The 17,145-nt window shown below is 71.8% G+C and carries 21 protein-coding genes and 1 pseudogene; 18 read left to right on the top strand and 4 right to left on the bottom strand.

Features of this window, described 5'->3' with window-relative positions; all coding sequences use genetic code 11:
- Positions 1–10 precede the first annotated feature (10 nt).
- Entirely contained in the window at positions 11–1,171 is a 1,161-nt protein-coding gene (locus K7C20_RS20115; RefSeq protein WP_030077830.1) for an SPFH domain-containing protein, read from the top strand.
- Between the two features lie 60 nt (positions 1,172–1,231).
- Here the strand turns inward: K7C20_RS20115 and K7C20_RS20110 are convergent, their stop codons facing one another.
- The gene (locus K7C20_RS20110) at positions 1,232–1,729 is read right to left on the bottom strand and encodes a MarR family winged helix-turn-helix transcriptional regulator (protein ID WP_030077828.1); all 498 of its coding nucleotides are present in this window, start codon (positions 1,727–1,729) and stop codon (positions 1,232–1,234) included.
- A 322-nt stretch (positions 1,730–2,051) separates the two neighbouring features.
- On the opposite strand from K7C20_RS20110, the gene K7C20_RS20105 reads away from it, so the two are divergent.
- A complete protein-coding gene (locus K7C20_RS20105; RefSeq protein WP_030077826.1) occupies positions 2,052–3,290 on the top strand; it encodes a cytochrome P450 in 1,239 nt (412 codons plus the stop codon).
- 194 nt (positions 3,291–3,484) lie between these two features.
- Positions 3,485–3,709, top strand: coding sequence for a ferredoxin (locus K7C20_RS20100; RefSeq protein ID WP_030077822.1), 225 nt, complete (start codon positions 3,485–3,487; stop codon positions 3,707–3,709).
- A 114-nt stretch (positions 3,710–3,823) separates the two neighbouring features.
- On the opposite strand, the gene K7C20_RS20095 is transcribed toward K7C20_RS20100, so the two are convergent.
- Complete coding sequence (locus K7C20_RS20095) at positions 3,824–4,273, bottom strand: nuclear transport factor 2 family protein (RefSeq protein ID WP_030077820.1); 450 nt, start codon at positions 4,271–4,273, stop codon at positions 3,824–3,826.
- 104 nt (positions 4,274–4,377) lie between these two features.
- On the opposite strand from K7C20_RS20095, the gene K7C20_RS20090 reads away from it, so the two are divergent.
- From K7C20_RS20090 to K7C20_RS20070, 5 genes and pseudogenes are all read left to right on the top strand, one after another.
- Complete coding sequence (locus tag K7C20_RS20090) at positions 4,378–4,947, top strand: PadR family transcriptional regulator (RefSeq protein WP_030077818.1); 570 nt, start codon at positions 4,378–4,380, stop codon at positions 4,945–4,947.
- A gap of 248 nt (positions 4,948–5,195) precedes the next feature.
- On the top strand, positions 5,196–5,543 hold the full coding sequence (locus K7C20_RS20085; RefSeq protein ID WP_053210214.1) for a hypothetical protein: 348 nt from the start codon (positions 5,196–5,198) through the stop codon (positions 5,541–5,543).
- A gap of 216 nt (positions 5,544–5,759) precedes the next feature.
- Complete coding sequence (locus K7C20_RS20080; protein ID WP_030077814.1) at positions 5,760–6,815, top strand: NAD(P)-dependent alcohol dehydrogenase; 1,056 nt, start codon at positions 5,760–5,762, stop codon at positions 6,813–6,815.
- Positions 6,816–6,997: 182 nt separating this feature from the next.
- Positions 6,998–7,168 carry a 50S ribosomal protein L32 gene (gene rpmF / locus K7C20_RS20075; protein WP_030077812.1) on the top strand — a complete coding sequence of 57 codons (171 nt, stop codon included), beginning with the start codon at positions 6,998–7,000 and terminating at the stop codon, positions 7,166–7,168.
- A gap of 6 nt (positions 7,169–7,174) precedes the next feature.
- Positions 7,175–7,848 (top strand): annotated as a pseudogene (locus tag K7C20_RS20070) (CobW family GTP-binding protein); the annotation flags it as partial.
- 136 nt (positions 7,849–7,984) lie between these two features.
- On the opposite strand, the gene K7C20_RS20065 reads toward K7C20_RS20070, so the two are convergent.
- The gene (locus K7C20_RS20065; RefSeq protein WP_053210222.1) at positions 7,985–10,186 is read right to left on the bottom strand and encodes an MMPL family transporter; all 2,202 of its coding nucleotides are present in this window, start codon (positions 10,184–10,186) and stop codon (positions 7,985–7,987) included.
- Positions 10,187–10,393: 207 nt separating this feature from the next.
- Between K7C20_RS20065 and K7C20_RS20060 the strand changes: the two genes are divergently transcribed.
- From K7C20_RS20060 to K7C20_RS20025, 8 genes are all read left to right on the top strand, one after another.
- Positions 10,394–10,729 carry an ArsR/SmtB family transcription factor gene (locus K7C20_RS20060; RefSeq protein ID WP_030077806.1) on the top strand — a complete coding sequence of 112 codons (336 nt, stop codon included), beginning with the start codon at positions 10,394–10,396 and terminating at the stop codon, positions 10,727–10,729.
- Between the two features lie 45 nt (positions 10,730–10,774).
- A complete protein-coding gene (locus tag K7C20_RS20055) occupies positions 10,775–11,011 on the top strand; it encodes a hypothetical protein (RefSeq protein WP_030077804.1) in 237 nt (78 codons plus the stop codon).
- A gap of 84 nt (positions 11,012–11,095) precedes the next feature.
- Positions 11,096–11,689, top strand: a complete 594-nt coding sequence (locus K7C20_RS20050; RefSeq protein ID WP_150127332.1) for an LPXTG cell wall anchor domain-containing protein — start codon at positions 11,096–11,098, stop codon at positions 11,687–11,689.
- 30 nt (positions 11,690–11,719) lie between these two features.
- On the top strand, positions 11,720–12,424 hold the full coding sequence (locus tag K7C20_RS20045) for an RNA polymerase sigma factor (protein ID WP_053210216.1): 705 nt from the start codon (positions 11,720–11,722) through the stop codon (positions 12,422–12,424).
- On the top strand, positions 12,421–13,053 hold the full coding sequence (locus K7C20_RS20040) for a hypothetical protein (RefSeq protein WP_222892638.1): 633 nt from the start codon (positions 12,421–12,423) through the stop codon (positions 13,051–13,053). The genes K7C20_RS20045 and K7C20_RS20040 overlap by 4 nt, the downstream gene beginning before the upstream one ends.
- A gap of 312 nt (positions 13,054–13,365) precedes the next feature.
- A complete protein-coding gene (locus K7C20_RS20035; RefSeq protein ID WP_030084953.1) occupies positions 13,366–13,986 on the top strand; it encodes a DUF4232 domain-containing protein in 621 nt (206 codons plus the stop codon).
- 173 nt (positions 13,987–14,159) lie between these two features.
- Positions 14,160–14,456, top strand: coding sequence for a type II toxin-antitoxin system VapB family antitoxin (locus K7C20_RS20030; protein ID WP_030084955.1), 297 nt, complete (start codon positions 14,160–14,162; stop codon positions 14,454–14,456).
- Positions 14,457–14,608: 152 nt separating this feature from the next.
- Complete coding sequence (locus K7C20_RS20025; RefSeq protein WP_048829865.1) at positions 14,609–15,256, top strand: LytR C-terminal domain-containing protein; 648 nt, start codon at positions 14,609–14,611, stop codon at positions 15,254–15,256.
- Positions 15,257–15,332: 76 nt separating this feature from the next.
- Here the strand turns inward: K7C20_RS20025 and upp are convergent, their stop codons facing one another.
- The gene (upp, locus tag K7C20_RS20020) at positions 15,333–15,968 is read right to left on the bottom strand and encodes a uracil phosphoribosyltransferase (RefSeq protein ID WP_030084960.1); all 636 of its coding nucleotides are present in this window, start codon (positions 15,966–15,968) and stop codon (positions 15,333–15,335) included.
- 174 nt (positions 15,969–16,142) lie between these two features.
- Here upp and K7C20_RS20015 point away from each other — a divergent pair, with 174 nt between their 5' ends.
- Positions 16,143–16,361: a hypothetical protein gene (locus K7C20_RS20015; protein ID WP_030084962.1), complete on the top strand. Its 219-nt coding sequence runs from the start codon at positions 16,143–16,145 to the stop codon at positions 16,359–16,361.
- Positions 16,362–16,550: 189 nt separating this feature from the next.
- On the top strand, positions 16,551–17,096 hold the full coding sequence (locus K7C20_RS20010) for a tRNA adenosine deaminase-associated protein (protein WP_030084970.1): 546 nt from the start codon (positions 16,551–16,553) through the stop codon (positions 17,094–17,096).
- Positions 17,097–17,145 lie beyond the last annotated feature (49 nt).

The raw sequence follows: 17,145 nt of genomic DNA, 5'->3' as shown, positions 1-17,145 counted from the left end.
GAGACAAAGGATGTTCGGTTACCGCGTTCCTGCCCCCGATCAAGCCATGCTGATCTCAGGAGGCAGGCGTGGACAGGGGGGCGCGCCATTCCGAGTGGTCACCGGGCACGGCAAGTTCGTGCTGCCGGTCTTCCGTAAGGTCCGCTTTCTGACGCTGGCGATGTGTGAGTCGGAGGTCGCCGAGACCTGCGTGACCCGGCAGGGCATTGCGCTGACGGTGCGGGCCGTGATCGCGTTCAAGGTAGGTAACGACACCGAGAGCGTGGTCAACGCCGGCCAGCGATTCCTGTCCGACCAGGACCAGATGTCGGTGCTGACCGGCCGTATCTTCGCCGGTCACCTGCGCTCCATCATCGGTTCGATGACGGTCGAGGAGATCGTCACCGAGCGGCAGAAGCTGGCCACCGAGGTCCTGGAGACGTCCAAGACCGAAATGGCGAAGATCGGGCTGATCGTCGACTCGTTGCAGATCCAGTCGATCGACGACGGCGAGACGGGCTATATCGAGGCGATGTCCGCCCCGCACAAGGCGGCCATCCAGCGGCAGGCGCAGATCGCCCAGGCCCAGGCCACCCAGGCGTCGGTCGAGGCGCAGCAGGAGGCCGCGCGTAATCAGGCCGAATACTCCCGGCAGACCGCCGTCGTCCAGGCCGAGTACTCCGCCGAGGTGGACCGCGCCCAGGCCCGTGCCGCCCAGGCCGGCCCGCTCGCTCACGCCCATGCACAGCAGGAAGTCCTCGCCGCCCAGACCGAACTCGCCGAGCGCGCGGCCCGGCTGCGCCAGCAGGAGCTGGTGGCCGAGGTCGTCAAGCCCGCCGAGGCGGAGGCCGAGCGCATCCGGCTGCTGGCGCTGGCCGAGGCCGAGCGGATGAAGATCCAGGCCGAGGCCGCCGCCTCGCACGACCGTGTGGCGCTGGACCGGATGCTCATCGACCAGCTCCCGCAGATCGTCAAGGAAGCCTCCGCGGGCCTGGCCAACGCCAATGTCAATGTCCTCAACGGCACCGACGGCCTGGGCGAAATCGCCGCCGGCCTGGTCGGCCAGGGTCTGACCATCCTCGATTCGGTCCGCCGCAACCTCGGCACCCCCGACGGCCAGGACGACAAGACCGCCAAGAACGGCGGCACCGCAGCGAACCAGGGCCACAGCGGCCGGGTCGAGATCGAGTAACACCGGTCGGGGCGGCGGCGCCGCCGGCACCGGACGGGGTGGGGCCTCGCCCCACCGCGCTCATGCCTCCCGGTCCCGTGGCAGCTCCTCCGCCGTGTGCTTGCGGCGGGCATGGGCCACCAGATGGTTGAGCACAGTGACGGTGGTGGCGATGTCCGCGTCGTCGAAGCCGGCGAGGGACTCCCGGAGACCGGCTCGGCTGGTTTGCTGGAGACGGTTGAGGACCGCCTTCCCGTGGGGCGTGATCGCCACCTGACGGGCCCGCCGGTCGAGGGAGTCAGGGGTGCGTTCGACCAGGTCCTGGGATTCCAACTGGCTGATCTGGCGCGTCACATGAGGCGGTTCGACCATCAGCAGGGCGGCCAGATCGCCGACCCTGCTGACCCCTCCGCTGTCCTCCAGGGCCATCAGCAGCCATAGGTCGGAGCGTGCCGCCGTGACGCCCGCCCTGGCCGCCTGGCGTTCGTGCGCCCGGGAGCGGGTGAGCAGGTAGGACAGCGTGGCCAGCACTCTTTGCAGCGCGGCGGTGGGGTCCTGGTCTCTTCCGGGGTCCGGCATGCAGGCACTTTAGCGGCCCCCGGGGTGCTGGGAGCCCTGCTCCGGGACGCCGGTGCAGGGAGGGGCGGCCGCTCGGTTTGAGCCAACCTCGGGTGCGCCGTGATCGCCTCTTCCCTCCCCCGTTCAGGGTGAGTTAGCGTGACGAAAGTTAGTTGCTTAAGTTAGGTAACTAGTCGCTGACTGGTCACCACCTGACCGCGATTGCACTGGTCACGGCGGCTGACGAGCTGGTTACCGAGGTCGCAGCACCCGTCAAGGAGAGGCGCCACCCGCACCGTTCGCCACGGCAGTGCCGTGTCCCGATCGTGGAAGGACCAGCCGCATGACGACTGCACAAGGCACCGAGGCCGCACACGACTTCGGTCCGGGTGAGGGCCTCGCCCCCCTCACCGTCCCGGCCGCGCGGGCCGCCGGCTGCCCCTTCGATCCCGCACCCGGCGTCGAACGGGCCCGCCGGGAGGAGCCGGTCACCCGGGCCACGCTGTGGGACGGTTCCTCCTGCTGGCTGGTGACCCGGCACCAGGACGTACGGGAGGTGCTCGGCGACCCGCGGTTCAGCGCCGATGCGTCGCGGCCGGGTTTCCCCTTCCTCACCGTCGGCTCGCGCGAACTCGCCACCTCCACACCGACCTTCATCCGCAGGGACGACCCCGAGCATGCGCGGCTGCGCCGGATGCTCACCGCCGACTTCATGGTGAAGAAGGTGGAGGCGATGCGCCCCGAGGTGCAGCGCCTCACCGACGGTCTGCTCGACCGGATGACCGCGGGGCGCAGCTCGGCGGATCTGGTGGCCGAGTTCGCGCTGCCGCTGCCGTCCCTGGTGATCTGCCTGCTGCTCGGCGTCCCGTATGACGACCACGAGTTCTTCCAGGACCGCAGCCGCCTCCTGCTCAGCCTCCGCTCGACGGCCGAAGAGGTGCGCACCGCAGGGGACGAGCTCCAGCACTATCTGAGCCGGCTCGCCGAGGCCAAACGCCGCGAGCCGGACGACGGCATCGTCAGCCGGCTGGTCGCCCGCGACGATCTCGACGCCGAGGAAATCGCCTCCATGGGACGGTTGTTGCTGATCGCGGGCCATGAGACCACCGCCAATATGACCGCGCTGTCCACCCTCGCCCTGCTGCGCAACCCCGACCAGTTGGCGCGGCTGCGCGCCGACCCGTCGTTGATCAAGGGGGCCGTCGAGGAGCTGCTGCGCTACCTGTCGATCATCCACAACGGTCTGCCGCGGATCGCCGACGAGGACGTCACCATCGGCGGCCGCACCATCCGCGCCGGCGAGGGCGTGCTGTGCACCCTGAACTCCGCCAACCGTGACGAGGACGTCTTCCCCGGGGGCGAGGCGCTCGATATCGGGCGCGACGCCCGCCGTCATGTCGCCTTCGGCTTCGGTGTCCACCAGTGCCTGGGCCAGCCGCTCGCCCGGGTGGAGCTGCAGATCGCCGTCGAGACACTGTTGCGCCGGCTGCCCGGCCTGCGGCTCGACATCCCCTTCGAGGACGTCCCGTTCCGTCACGACATGGGGATCTACGGGGTCCACGCACTGCCGGTCGCGTGGTGACCCCCGCGTTCCGCCACCGCCACCCCGGCGCGTTCCGTCATCCCGGCGCGTTCCGCCACCCCGGCGCGTTCCGTCATCCCGGCGCGTTCACCGCCACCCCGGCGCGTGCCGCCGCCCCGACGCCTTCCGTCATCCCGTTCCAGCCCGTCCGCCAACGGCCCTCAGGGGTCGGGCGGCCCATCGTGGGGAGAGCCATGCGCGTGCACATCGACCAGGAGAAGTGCTGCGGCGCCGGAAGCTGTGTGCTGTCCGCGCCGGAGGTGTTCGACCAGCGCGAGGAGGACGGCATCGTCGTCCTCCTCGATGCCGAACCACCGGCCGACCTCCACGAAGCGGTCCATGAGGCGGCGGCCATCTGCCCGGCCGGAGCGATCTCGGTGGAGCAGGCGGAACAGGCGGAGCGGGTGGAGCGGGTCTAGGGGTGCCCTCCCGCTAGACCTGACGCCCGGCCAGAGCCGGACAGGCCCCGGGCCGGACAGAACGCAGGGCCGGACAGGCCGTAGGGGGGTGTCCGGCCCTGCGGCGGGCCCGCCCTACGGCTGGGGCGCCAGCCCGTCTTCGACCAGCCCGGCCAGCACCGCCTCCCCCAGCGCCTGCACCGCGGACTGCGGCCGCACCATCACCGTGAACTCCTTGATCCGGCCCGCCTCGTCGAATTGCAGCAGGTCGATGCCGTGGATCTGCTTGCCGTTCACGGTGGCCCGGAAGATCAGGATCACCGAGTCCGCGGAGCCGCCGTCCGGCCCCGCCGCCGTCTGTGCGCTGCCCGCCAGCTCGCCGACGTAACGGAAGTCCTCGAAGGTCCGCAGCAGCACCCCGAACAGTCCGAGCACCATCGGCCGCCCCTCGAAGGGCGTGAACTTCACCGGGCTGTACAGGCGGACATCCTCGGTGAACAGCCCTTCCGCCGCATCCAGATCCCGTGCTTCCACTGCCGCCTTGAAGCGGTCAGCGGTCGTCCCCGTGACTCCCCTGGCTCCCATGGCTCTTCCTCCTCGCTCGACCGGGCAGCGGCCCGGTCCCGATGTCTCATAGTCGCGACTATGATTAGTCAGATTCTTGAGTATGGGAAGGGGTGGCCGGGGAGATGTCCCTCAAGCACGCGGTGCTGGCGGCGCTGCTGGACGGCGAGTACAGCGGCTATCAGCTGGCGAAGGCGTTCGATGCCGGTGTCGCCAATTTCTGGCACGCGCTGCCGCAGCAGCTCTATGCGGAGCTGACCAAGCTGGAGGCGGAGGGACTGGTCGCCGGCCGCCAAGTGGTCCAGGAGACCCGGCCCAACAAGCGGCTGTTCCACGTCACCGACGAGGGCCTGGCCGAGCTGGAGCGGTTTGCGGCGACCGCGTCCAAACCGTCGTTCATCCGCGACGACCTGCTGGTCAAGGTGCAGGCCGTGGACCGGATCGACGCCGCACCGGTGATCGGGCAACTGGCGGAGCGGGCGCGGGTGGCCGCCGCCAAGGTCGAGATCTTCGAGCAGCTGCTGGCGCGGCTGCGCGGCGGCATGGACGAGACGGAGTTCCTCGCCCGCGGCGACCGGATCGGCCCGTACCTGACGTGTCTGCGCGGTCTCGGCTTCGAGCGGGAGACCCGCGACTGGTGCGAGCGGATCGCCGGGGTGCTGCGGGAGCGGAGCGGTGCGCACCCACGGCCGTAGGCGGCACGGCAATCCGCGCTCACGGCTCGCTTACGCCCTCACGGCCCGCATCCGCCCTCACGGCACGCATCCATGCGCGGGGGGGGCGGCGCGCCTTCGATTCCGCGGGCGTCGCGGAACCCGGGCCGACCCGAAACAGCGACCGAGGGATCGTTTCTTCGGAACCCCTTCGTGTGACAACGGACATCACAGGGCGTATGCGGGGCAACACACATTCCGCACGGAAACGGAAGGAAAGGAATATTCTTATGCGTCTTCGCCATACCGTCGCCACCGCCATCGGCACGCTCGCCCTCACCCTGGCCCTGCCCACCGCCTCGGCCGGCGCGGCCACCGGCCCGTTCACCTACGTGTACACCGACTCGACCGGCAACCCGCACGTGGGCCTGCTGTCCGACCCGCCGAGCCGGGCCTGCCTCAGCCTCCCCGAGGTGACCGACCCGTCCGTCCAGCCCGCCCACACGCCGAAGAACTACACCTCGTCCGTCGCGACGGTCTTCGCGGGCCCCCACTGCACGGGCGACTACTTCAGCCTCCGGCCGAACGGCGGTCATGCCTCGGACCGGCTGAAGGTCCGTTCGGTGGTCTTCGCCTGACCCGACGCCGGCAGCCGCAGTGCGTCGGCCGACCGCGACCCCGGCCCGGCGTGGTGGGTGATCACCTGTCGGCCGGGGTCGGCGGGCAGGGCCGGCGGGCAGGGCCGGCGTCGCATACGCCCAGGCCGAAGGGTGGTTCCGGCAGTACTAGGCACGCCGTGCATATGTTGAAGGGGGCCCTGGTTACGAGAAGCGCCACGAAGCATTCTCGATGGCATGACCCACACCTCTGTCTCCGCGTACGCCGCACCCGCCCCGAAAGCACCGCTGGAGCGGATCACGATTCCGCGCCGCGAGCTGGGGGCCCACGACATCCTGATCGACATCAAGTACGCCGGCATCTGCCACTCCGACATCCACACCGTGCGCGCCGAGTGGGGCGACGGCGGGGCCTTCCCGATCGTCCCCGGCCATGAGATCGCCGGTGTGGTCGCCGAGGTCGGCGCCGAGGTCACCCGCTACCGGGCGGGCGACCGGGTCGGGGTCGGCTGCTTCGTCGACTCCTGCCGGGAGTGCGAGAACTGCCGGGCCGGCCTGGAGCAGTACTGCACCGGCGAGCTCGGCAACGTCGGCACGTACAACGCGACCGGCCGGGACGGCGAGACCACCTACGGCGGCTACTCCACGCACCTCGTGGTCGACGAGAACTACGCCCTGCGGATACCCGAGAGCATCCCGCTGGACGCCGCGGCCCCGCTGCTGTGCGCGGGCATCACCCTCTACTCGCCGCTCGCCCACTGGCAGGCCGGCCCCGGCAAGAAGGTCGCCATCGTCGGCCTGGGCGGCCTCGGCCACATGGGCGTGAAGATCGCACACGCGATGGGCGCCGAGGTCACCGTGCTGAGCCAGTCACTGCGCAAGAAGGACGACGGCCTGCGGCTGGGCGCGGACCACTACTACGCCACCTCCGACCCGGCCACGTTCGAGGCGCTGGCGGGCACCTTCGACCTGATCGTCAACACCGTCTCCGCCAACCTGGACCTGAACGCCTACCTCGGACTGCTGGCCACCGACGGCACCCTGGTGCAGGTCGGCGCCCCGGAGAACCCGCTGCCGGTCGCGCCGTTCGCGCTGATCCCGCGGCGCCGGTCGATCGCCGGCTCGATGATCGGCGGCATCCCGGAGACGCAGGAGATGCTCGACTTCTGCGGTGAGCACGGGCTGACGGCGGACATCGAGGTGATCAGCGCGGAGCAGATCAACGAAGCGTACGAGCGGGTGCTCGCGAGCGATGTCCGCTACCGCTTCGTGATCGACACCTCGACGATCTGATCCACGGCCCGCTTCGGCGGCCCGGCCTTCGGAGGCGCGAACGCCCGGGGCTGCCTGACGCAGGCGGCCCCGGGCGTTCGCCTGCCGTGACCCCATGACCCCTGGCACTAATTGGAAACGGTATCCATTTTCATATAGCCTCTGACCTCCTGCCGCCCGACCGCCGAAGGAGGCCCCGCCCCATGGCCGTGCCCAAGCGCAAGCTCTCCCGCAGCAACACCCGCCACCGCCGCGCGCAGTGGAAGGCCACCGCGCCCCAGCTGGTGCCCGTCACCGTCGACGGCTCCGTCTACCAGGTCCCGCGCCGCCTCGCGAAGGCGTACCGACTCGGCCTGATCGACCCGAAGGACTGACCGGCCATGCCGCACCCCCGGCAGCCCGTCACCGTGCTCTCCGGATTCCTCGGCGCGGGCAAGACCACCCTGCTCAACCACGTCCTGGGCAATCGGGAAGGCCTGCGCGTCGCCGTCATCGTCAATGCGACGCCGCCGGCTTCCTGCCCGGACTCACCGGCGGCGACGGCCTCGCCGAACGCGGCCTCGACCAGTACGAGGGCGACGAACGCACCATCAGCGATCGGCTCATGGACCAGATCGAATTCGCCGATGTCATCGTGCTCCACAAGACCGACCTGGTCGACAGCGCGACCACCCTACGGCTCCAGGCGACGCCGGCCCGGCTCAATCCGGCCGCCCGCATCGTCCCCGCGCAGCGCGGCAGGGTGACGCCCACCGAGGTGCTGGGCACCGGCCGCTTCGACCTGGAACGCGCCCAGCAGGCGCCCGGCTCGGTCAGGGAGCTCAACGGCGACCATGTCCCGGAGACCGAGGAGTACGGCATCGCCGGCACGGTCCTCCGCGCCGGCCGGCCCTTCCCCCCGGCCCGTCTCTGGCACTTCGTCACCGGACAGCCGGACAGCGGCGCCTACGGCGAGATCCTCCGCTCCAAGAGCTTCTTCCGCCTCGCCACCCGCCCCGGCGTGACCGGTCTGTGGTCCCAGCCCGGCGCGGTCGCCCGCTTCGAGCCGTCGGGCGTGGACACGTCGGTGTCGGCAGCCAACTCAGTTGCGCAGGGCCCGGGTTGAGAGAAGGGGCGACCCGTCACCGCCCCTACCCGTAGCGCCCTCCCGCTCCCGCAGCGCCCTCCCGTCCGACCCCTGGAGCCCTTCCTCAGCTCTGCGCCCGCCGCATCGTGCGGGACGGCCACCAGCTCGCCCGCCCCAGGAGGATCAGTGCCGACGGCAGGATCACCACGCGGATGACGAAGGCGTCCAGCAGGACGGCCACCGCGAGACTGAAGCCGATCTGCTTCATCTCGGCGAGGTGCAGGAACATATAGCTGGCGAAGACCGTCACCATGACCGCTGCCGCGCTGGTGACGACCTTGGCGGAGGCGCCGACCCCGTGCAGCACCGCCTCCCGCGTCGGTACGCCGCGCAGTGCCGCCTCCCGTATACGGCTGACCACGAAGACCTGGTAGTCCATCGACAGGCCGAAGAGGATCACGAACAGGAACAGCGGGACGCGGGAGCCGATCGCGCTGGTCGCCGCGGCGTCGAAGCCGAACAGCGTGCTCGCCAGGCCGTGTTGGAAGAAGATCACGACCAGCCCGAACGCGGCGGCCGCGGACAGCAGATTGAGCGCGACGCCGACCAGACCGATGACGACGGAGCGGAAGACCAGGGCCGTCATCAGGAACGTCACCAGCAGCAGCGCCCCGACGACCAGGGGCAGTTTCTCGTTCTGGTGGGCGAGGTAGTCGGTGTCGTGCGCCACGTCCCCGCTGACCGCGAACTCCGCGCCGGGCACCTTGCCCACGGTGGCCGGCAGATAGTCCGTACGGAGGCGGTCGAGGGAGGTGAGCGCCTCGGGGGAGCTGACCTTGTGGGGCGTCGGCACGTCCATGGTGGTGGTGCGGCGGTCCCGGGAGGTACGGAGGGGCGGTGCGGAGTCCGTGGCGTACAGGGGATCGGAGTGGGTCCGTGCGCCCGCCTCCCGTAGTGCCGCCGCCACTTCGGGCGCGTGGGCGGCGGCGGACCGGACCACGATCTGGTGCTGGACGCGCAGGTCGGGGAAGGCCGCGGTGAGGCGGTCATAGGTCCGCAGTGCGGGGATCTCGCGTGAGTGGCTGTCCTTGTTGAGGACGCGCAGCTGCATGCCCAGGGCGGGTGCCGCAAGACCCAGCATCAGCAGGACGGACAGGCACAGGGCACGGGCCGGGTGGGTGCTCGCGGGGCGCAGCAGGGCGCGCCAGATGCGGCCGCTGCCGTCCGGCCGGACCCGCGGCGCCGGCCGGCGTCCGGTCCGCCGCTCGCGGCGGGCGGCGCGGCGTTCGGCGCGCTGGGCGATCTTGACCAGGAGTGCGGGCAGCGCCGTCAGCGAGCTGAGGACCGCGGCCAGGACGACGATGACGGTGCTCGTCGCGAGCGAGGAGAAGATCACGTCGGTGGCCAGGTAGAGGGTGGCCGTGGAGACGACGACCGCGAGGCCGGAGACGACGACCGCCCGGCCGGAGGTGGCGGCGGCCAGTTCCACCAGCGCCTCGGATCCGAGGCGGCCGCCCGCGCGGGCCCGTTCCTCCCGTTCGCGCTTGAGGTAGAAGAGCGTGTAGTCGACGCCGACCGCCATGCCGATCAGCAGGATGATGCTGGTGCCCACCCCGGCGTCCGGCAGTACGTGGGAAACCGTCATCGACAGGCCTATGGCGGCCGCGATCGACGTCAGCGCGAGCAGCAGCGGCACCGCCACCATCAGTGCGGACCCGAAGACGGCCAGCAGGGTCAGCAGGGTGACCGGCAGGGTGATCGCTTCGGAGAGCGCCAGGTCCTGGCCACGCTGGGTGTCGACGCCGACGCTGACCGACGGGCTGCCGGTCTCCGCCACCCGCAGGTGCGTATGGCTGCGCTGGACCGCCGCGGTCTGGGCGGCGAGCGGGGCGACATGGTCCTTGGCGTCCGCCGCCGCCCCCTTCATGATCACGGGGACCCGCAGCGCGCCGCCGTCCGCCGAGCGGACCGGGGGCGCGACCCGCGCCACCTCGGGCAGCTTCCGCATCCGGGCGGTGACGTCCCGGACGGCCGCCCGGACCGCGGCCTCCTCCAGCGGGCCGGACCGGGCGGAGATCAGCACCTGTTCGACCGGCTCGTGCCCCAGACCGGCCTCGGCGGCCAGGGTCTCGGCGCGGCCCGCCTCACCGACGCGGTGGTCCTCCGCGGTGGCCTGGTGGGTGCCCGCCGCGAGGCCCACCCCCAGGCACAGCACCACGAACGCCAGCCATCCGGCCAGTGCGCGCCAGGGATGCCGTGCGCTCCAGGCCGCCAACCGGACCGTGACCGGCCGCCTTTCCTCCGGCCGCTGCTCCGTCGGCCGCATTCGTACCGCCACGTTCATGTGCCCGGCTCCTTCGACATCACGTCGCGCCCCCCACTGGTACGCATGTAAGTCGAGGATTACAGGTGTCGGAGTGAAGCGTCAACCGTAAGATTGTGGTGGCCGGAGGGCGGCGGACGTGTTTGACAGTCCGTCGTGTCATGCGAAAACCTCCGCTGACAGGCGTCCGGAACGGCAAGAAGGTGGGCCATGAACAGCGAGGAGCTGCTGGCCCTGCTGTCCGCCGTGGGCCATGCGCAGCGGCTGCGGGTGATCGCCGAACTGGCCGACGGCCGGCTCTACGTCAGCGAACTGGCCCGTCGGCTGGAGATGTCCCGGCCGCTGCTCTATATGCACCTGGACCGCCTGGAGAAGGCCGGTCTGGTGGCGGGACGGCTGGAACTGTCCGAGGACGGCAAGGCGCTCAAGTACTTCGAACTGACGCCGTTCGAGCTGAAGCTGAACGTGGACACCGTCCTCGGCGCCCTCCAGGAGGACCGCTCGGGGGCGGCGTCATCGCAAGAAACCGGGGGCACGGACGGCTGAGCCGTCGGCCGCGGAGGGACCGAACGACCCTAGGGGGACCCGTACATGAACGGCAGCACCATCATCCCGATAGCCGTCCTGGTGATCATCTTCGCCTCGGTCACCACGATCGTGGTGTCGTACTTCAGGCTTCAGCGGCACCGGGCGGATGCCGCTGCGCTGGCCGAGTACCGCAGGCTCGCGGAACGGATCACCGTCCAACAGGAGACGGTGAGCGCGCAGTTGGCGGAGCTGGGCGACCGGGTCAAGGCCGTGGAGAAACTGCTGCACAGCGTGGGCTGACGGCCCAGGGAGGGGCGGACGCGGACCCGCGGAAGAATTTCCGCACCTCCCGGCAACCCCCGTCCCTGCCGCACGTCGTCACGGGTGAGGGCGCAATCGGGCGCCGACCTGACGAACAACGTGGAGCAGCCGACCGTGAAGTTCACCCGTACCTCCCCCGCCTCCGCCGGTTTCCGGCCGTCCGCCGCGCGCCCCCGTCTGCGCGGTGCGGCCGGCGCCGGACTGGTCGCGACGCTCGCGCTCGCCGCGCTGTCCGCGGCCGGCACCGCACACGCCGACGCCGCCGCATCCCAGCCGCAGCATCCGTACACCGGCCACGCGACCCCGTCACCCGTCCCCCAGCCGGCCGACGGCAGCGCCCGCCCCACGCCGGCCACCAGCGTCCCCCCGAAGGCCACCGCCCCCGCCACCCCCCGGCCCTCCGCCTCCCCCAGCCGCCCGGGGCCGCAGCCCAGCGTCAGCGTCCCGCCCAGCGCACCGCCGACCTCCCCCGGCAAGGGCGGTGACAGCCCCTCGGCAAGCGCCCGCCCCGCCCCCGCCAAGGGATCGGGCAGCGACAAGGAACTCGCACGCACCGGGGCGTCCGCCACGACCACCATGGCGCTCGGCGGAGCCGCCGCGGCCCTGATCGCCGCGGGCGGCGGCACCGTCTACGCGGTCCGCCGCCGGCGCGGCTGAGCCACCGCGCCCGCCCGCCCCGAGGATTCGATGGAGTACTCCGCCACCCCGCGGCACGCCCCGGTACGGTTCGCCCTGCCGGGGCTCCGGCCTGCCCTGCGGCGGTGGCTGCTGCGCACCGCCCGCCCGCCGGCCGCCCGCCGCGAAACACCGCGCCCCGGCCGGCAACCCCGGTATCCCGCGTACGGCGGGCCCACGGGCGTCGAGGCCCGGTTGCCGGACGACGACGCCCCCGCCCCGCCCCAAGCCGGGCCGACGATCAGCGAGCTCTACCACGCACACCGGCTGAACATGGTCCGGCTGGCCGTCCTGCTCGTCGACGACCGTGCCACCGCCGAGGACGTCGTCCAGGACGCGTTCGCCGCGCTCTACAAGCGGCACGGCGAGGAGCTCGGCGAGGTCGACAATGCGCTCGCCTATCTGCGCACCGCGGTCGTCAACGCCGCCCGCTCGGTGCTGCGGCGCCGCCGTACCGCACGCGACTACACCCCGCCCCACGAGGCGGATGCGCCGTCCGCCGAGGAGCGGATCGTGCTGGACGAGGAGCACCGGGAGGTGTTCGCCGCGCTGAGCGGGCTGACCGCCCGCCGCCGGGAGGTGCTCGTCCTGCGCTACTGGGGCGATCTGACCGAGGCGCAGATCGCGACGACGCTGGGCATCAGCCGCGGCTCGGTGAAGTCGATCGCCAGCCGCGCACTGGACTCGCTGGAGAAGATCTTGGAGGAGCGGTCATGAACGGCCCCGGCACGGGTACCGGCCGCACCGGCAGCGGGCCCGGCGACGGCGTGGGCGGCAGCGGCACGGGCCCTGACGACGGCACGTCCGGGCGCCCCGTGGAGGACCGGCTGCGCCGGGCCCTCGCGGCACGCGCCGAGAGCATCGCCCTGCGGGACCTGCGGCCCGCCGCGCCCCCCGGACCGCATACCCGCCGCGGCCGGCTGTCCGTTGCCGGGCTGCCGTGGCTGCGCCGTTTCGGGCTGCCGCTGGCCGCGGCAGCCGCCGCCGTCGTGATCGGCTGTCTGGCGACCGCCCCCGGCGGCCCCCCGGACCGGCCCTCCCCCGCGACGCCCCCGCACCCGGTCACCCCCGCCCCGTCCCCGGCGCATACGGGACCGACCCCCGAGCCGCCTACGGACACTCCCTCGACGGGCCACCGCAGCGTCGACCCCTCCGACTCGCCTGCGCCCGGCACCGGCCCGCCCCGGAGCCCCCGTGACACCCCCACGCCGAGCCCGACGGACCAGCCGGGCGACCGTCCCCCCACGACCTCCCGGCCCCCCTCCGCCACCCCGTCGGCTCCCACCCCGCAGAGCAGCACCACACCCGGCGGCAGGAGCAATTCCCCTTCACCCTCAAGCAGTTGAGCGTGCCACTGACGGACACCCGCTCCCGCCCCGCCGGCCTCGGGCCACAGCAGCCCGCCCGGCCCGTTCGCACGCCCGGTGCACAGCGGGCCCCGGCGGGCCGGCCGCAGCCGTGCGGTGCGGTCCGCGGGCGGGCGCCCCCGGCCGTGCCCGTACGGCAGCCGGTCCGCGACCGCCGGGCGGCGAAGCCCGCGCGCCGGACGGAGCGGGCACGGCGGCCGAGGCCTCCGGCATGCGTTAGCCGTGCGTTAGCGGATCACCAGCACCGGAGCCGAAGGTCGTGCACACGCCACCGTCCCGGGGGAGATCCCTATGCCGTTCACCGACACCACCACCTGCCGGGCCGTCGCCGCCGCCCTCCTCGCCACCGCCGCACTCGCCCTGACCACCGCCTGCCACGAGATCTCCGGCAACCGGATGGGCAACCCCGCGGGCGTCTCCCCGGCCCCCACCTCGTCCTCCCGGGAGGACGGCGAGAATCTGTCCCCCGGCCCCGACGGCCGGGTCGCCTGCACCCCCGAGATGCTCAGATTCCACGCCGGCGCGATGCCGCGGCGGACCCACCGCATGCTGCTGACGGTCACCAACTCCTCCGGCCGGACCTGCCACTTCGCCGCCCAGCGATACCCCCTGCTGCGGTTCGGCGACGACCGGCAGCCCATCCTCCCCGCAATCGCGGCGAGCCGGCCGTCCACCGCGGTCTCGCTGGCGCCCGGCGACACCGCGTACGCCACGATCACCACCTCCGCCGCCGGCGGAACGGGCGGCAGGGGCCACCGAGGCCGGAAGATCTCCCAGTTCGGCGTCGCGCTGACCGGCCGCGCCACCCCCACCCAGGTCGGCCTGGACGGCCGCGCCCCGGTCCATGTCGACCCGCGCACCGCCACGGTCACGTACTGGCAGCCGAGCCTGGAGGCCGCCCGGAAGTGGTGACGGTCCGGCCGCGGCACGAGTCCGGGACGCGCCGTGCCGTAGTCCGTTCGGGTCGCATCCGGCCATATCCTTCGGCCCTCCCCTCCCCAATGATCCAAGTTTGCCGTCAATGATCCTTTTGCGTTGCTGCGGCATGGCTGCGCCCGGTGCCGCTCGCCCGGTAGGCTTTCCGTGTGATCTTCAAGCGCATCGGAAACGGCCGGCCGTACCCGGACCACGGCCGGGAGAGCACCCGCCAGTGGGCGGACGTCGCCCCGCGTCCGGTACGCCTCGACCAGTTGGTGACGACCAAGCAGCAGCTCGATCTCGAAACGCTGCTCGCCGAGGACTCGACGTTCTACGGCGACCTCTTCGCGCATGTCGTGAAGTGGGAGGGCGACCTCTACCTGGAGGACGGGCTGCACCGCGCGGTACGCGCGGCTCTCCAGCAACGCCAGGTCCTGCACGCCCGCGTGCTCGAACTGGGCTGACGCCCACCCCCTGAGCAACTGGCCGGAAATCCCCTCTTACCGCCCGGCAGCACCCAACCCACCCTGTCCGTATTGACCCTTTTGGGTTGGGTCTCGCGCCACGCGTTGATCATTTGATAGGCACAACCCGCCTCCCGCACTACGCTGCGCCCATGAGCATGCTGACGCCCCCAGGCATGGGCGGTAAGAAGTACCGCATCACGGGCGACAGGTATCCGCGGATGCGCCGTCCCCGCCACCGTCGCCGGATCGCCCTCGCCCTTGTCGCCACGGCCTGCACCCTCGGCCTGGCCGGCTGGGGGACCCTGCAGCTCATCGACGTCTTCGGCGGCCGCAGCAGCACCGCCCAGGCCTCCCCGGGCAAAAAACACTGCCAGGACAGCAGCGAGAAGGAGGCGGCGCAGGCCAGGACGGCCGCGCAGAAACTGCCCGCGCCCGGCACGCTGACCGTCAATGTCCTCAACGCCACCCCGCGCTCCGGACTCGCCAAGCGCACCGCCGACGAACTCCAAAAACGCGGCTTCAAGATCGGCAAGGTGGGCAACGCGCCCGCCGCCTACGACAAGAAGGTCAAGGGCGCCGGGATACTGCTCGGCCCGGCGGCGGCCGACGGCCCGCTGAAGGTGCTGGCCACCCAGCTCGCCGGCGCCCAGCAGAAGACCGACGGCCGCAAGGGCGCCGAGCTCGACCTGATCATCGGCGACACCTTCAAGGCGCTGGCCCCCCGGGCGAGCGCGGCGAAGTCCCTGTCCCTGCTGACCCGTCCGTCCCCGGCCCCCGCCGACGCCGCCAAGTGCTGACCGCATACGGACGGGCCCCGCACCAACCCGTGGTGCGGGGCCCGGACAAAGATCAGGCGGGAAGGCCGCGGCCCGTTCAGCCGGCCGTGCCGTACATCCGGTCCCCGGCGTCGCCGAGGCCCGGCACGATGTAGCGGTCCTCGTTGAGCCGCTCGTCGACCGCCGCGGTGACCACCGTGACGGGCGTGCCGGCCAGCTCCTTCTCCATGACGGCGACGCCCTCCGGCGCAGCCAGCAGACAGATTGCGGTGACATCGTCCGCACCGCGCTTGATCAGCTCACGGATCGCCGCGACCAGCGTGCCGCCGGTGGCGAGCATCGGGTCGACGACGTACACCTGACGGCCCGAGAGGTCATCGGGCATCCGCGTGGCGTAGGTGTGCGCCTCGTACGTCTCCTCGTTGCGGACCATGCCCATGAAGCCGACCTCGGCGGTGGGCAGCAGCCGGACCATGCCGTCCAGCATGCCCAGACCGGCCCGCAGGATCGGTACGACCAGGGGGCGCGGGTGCGACAGCCGCACGCCGGTGGTCGCCGTCACCGGGGTCTCGATGTCGACCTGCGCGGTGCGCACATCACGGGTGGCCTCGTAGGCGAGCAGGGTGACCAGCTCGTCGGCGAGCCGCCGGAAGGTGGGGGAGTCGGTGCGCTTGTCGCGCAGTGTGGTGAGTTTGTGCGCCACCAGCGGGTGGTCGACGACGTGGATCCGCATGACATCGACAGTAACCGAGGCGGAAGGCACCGACGCCCGCCGTGCGGCACCGGCCTCCGTTCACGGCAGCACGACATGGTCGGCATCAAACCGCCGAAAGGAGGGAAAGTGGGCACGTACGCCCGATTGGCCGTCCCGTCGCCGGGCGAAGATCCTGCCCGAGGTGGTGCATGGGTGCCCGACCGTCAGCGGACCGATGACACGAACGAGGCCGTCCCCGGCAGCGAGGGCGCGGCCCCGGACGCCGCTGCGGAAGCGGCGCGCCGACGGCGCCGCGCACAATTTCTGCGGGAACTGCACGAGGCCAAGGAGCTGCGCAACCGCGTCCAGCCGCGCCGCGCACGGGCCGAACGGATGCGCCAGGCCATGCGGATGCGCACATTCCGCTGGTAGCGGAACACCCCCGCGCCCCCTCCTGCACTGCGGCACGTGAGCGACATCTCTCACAACCTCCGCACGACGCAGCGCCGAAGACCCCGCGCGAAGGCGTTGTTTCTGCCACGATTCCGAAGGGGCGGGACCAACGGCGTGCAGCGCCGCCCCGCCCGGCCCGGCACGCCTATGACCAGTGGGAGAGTCACGGTGTACTTCGCCGCACTGCTCGCGCGCACCGAAGACGGGTGGGAAGCGAGCGATACGGAGCTCGACGATGTGGAGACGCTGACCGATCTGGCCGATCTGGCCCGAGAGGCAGCCGTCGACGACGACACGGTGGTGGCCTTCATCGAGCAGGAGGACGCCTGGTTCGGCGTCGTCCGGGTGGACGGCGAGGAAGACCCGCGGGTCTTCCTCTCCAATGCCGCCGCCGCCGCCAGAAGCTCGTACGGCGCGATGCTGGCCGACGAGCTGCTCGGCCGCGATGAGGACGACGCGGCCGATGACCTCGACAGCCTCGACCTGGACGGCACGGAGGACGGCGAACCCGAATCGGACGACAACGTGGACGACGACGACCCCCTGGAGGCCGTGAACGGCTCGGACGGCCCGCCGCGCGGCCCGCTCGGCGATGCCGCCCTGCTGGCCGATCTGGGTGTCAGCGAGAAGGAGCTGCTGGCCCTCGACAGTGATGCGCTGAGCACCATCGCCGACTCGCTGGGCTGCACGGAGGTCCTGGAAGCCGTGCGCTGAGCCGGCCAGCCGGACCCGCGCCCCCAGGGCCCGGGTCCCGCCCCCGGTC

This window comes from Streptomyces decoyicus (assembly GCF_019880305.1).
GTDB classification, from domain to species: Bacteria; Actinomycetota; Actinomycetes; order Streptomycetales; family Streptomycetaceae; genus Streptomyces; species Streptomyces decoyicus.
This window is presented reverse-complemented; position numbering and strand designations above follow the sequence as displayed.